This window comes from Rubellimicrobium sp. CFH 75288 (assembly GCF_009904055.1).
Classification (GTDB): Bacteria; Pseudomonadota; Alphaproteobacteria; order Rhodobacterales; family Rhodobacteraceae; genus Rubellimicrobium.
Genome location: NZ_WYDP01000037.1, coordinates 1 through 912 on the forward strand (window position 1 = coordinate 1; position 912 = coordinate 912).

2 protein-coding genes are annotated in these 912 nt (G+C 65.7%); one reads left to right on the top strand and one right to left on the bottom strand.

All coding sequences use genetic code 11. The features are described from left to right. Positions 1–122: 122 nt before the first annotated feature. A complete protein-coding gene (locus GT358_RS16130) occupies positions 123–452 on the bottom strand; it encodes a hypothetical protein (RefSeq protein ID WP_208103583.1) in 330 nt (109 codons plus the stop codon). Between GT358_RS16130 and GT358_RS16135 the strand changes: the two genes are divergently transcribed. After that, a complete protein-coding gene (locus GT358_RS16135) occupies positions 451–768 on the top strand; it encodes a hypothetical protein (RefSeq protein ID WP_208103584.1) in 318 nt (105 codons plus the stop codon). The genes GT358_RS16130 and GT358_RS16135 overlap by 2 nt on opposite strands. Positions 769–912: the final 144 nt, after the last annotated feature.

The following is a 912-nucleotide window of genomic DNA, read 5'->3' on the forward strand; positions in this document are numbered from 1 at the left end:
GTCCTTGAGGCCGGTCCCAGCCTCGCGGATCGCGGCCGACACAGCCCGCTCGCCCGCCGCAACCTCAGCCGCCATCATCGCGACGATGTCAGGATCGATGTCGAGCTTGAGTTTCATTGCGGTCACGCCGGGCGCAGATCGACGGTCCAGACCAGCCGCTCGCGGTCGCGGGCGGGCTCGCCCTGGATGAGGAAGACATCGCCGTCGATCTCGACCCGGTCGCCGGGGCGCGGGGCGGGCACCTCGGCGACGCGCAAGTCGATCCGCGTGGTCTCGGACCAGAGCCGCGCGTCGCCGAAGTCGGTGACGGCATCCGCGCGCCGGGCGACGACGCGCACCAGCTTGGGCGCGCCGCCATCGGCGAAGTAGACCGCGTCCCGACCGATGTTGGGATCGGCGAAGAGCAAATCGACAGTGGATGCAAAGGCGTTCACGGTTATGCTGCCCTCCATGACACTTGTTTCCATTTCCCAGAGCGCCGTTCGCACCCGAGCGCTTGTCGCCCTCAAAAGCGCACTGGCCCGTCAGCGTCCTGACGGGTTGATCGACGACAACGGCTATGCCGCAGATTTCAGGGCAAACCTGCTGCCGATGGTCTTGCCCGAGGACTTCGAGGCCGATCTCAGCGCGGGTGACGGCAACGAGCTTCAGACCAAATTCCGGGCGGCGCATTCCTCGTCTGCACTTGCCGTGAACTGCTTTGCGCCCTTCCGCCGTCGCATCGGCGATCTGGCGATGCCAGGCGGCGCGACCTTTGATCAACTCTAGTTCGAGCGGAAATGCCCGACTGGCCTGCGGGGCGGACGATCCCCGAACCTCGATGTTCTGCTTTCAGGCCCGACCGCCGTGGTCGGCATCGAGTCCAAACTGACCGAGTATGTTGTCAGACGGCTCTGTTGCACAAACCGGCTG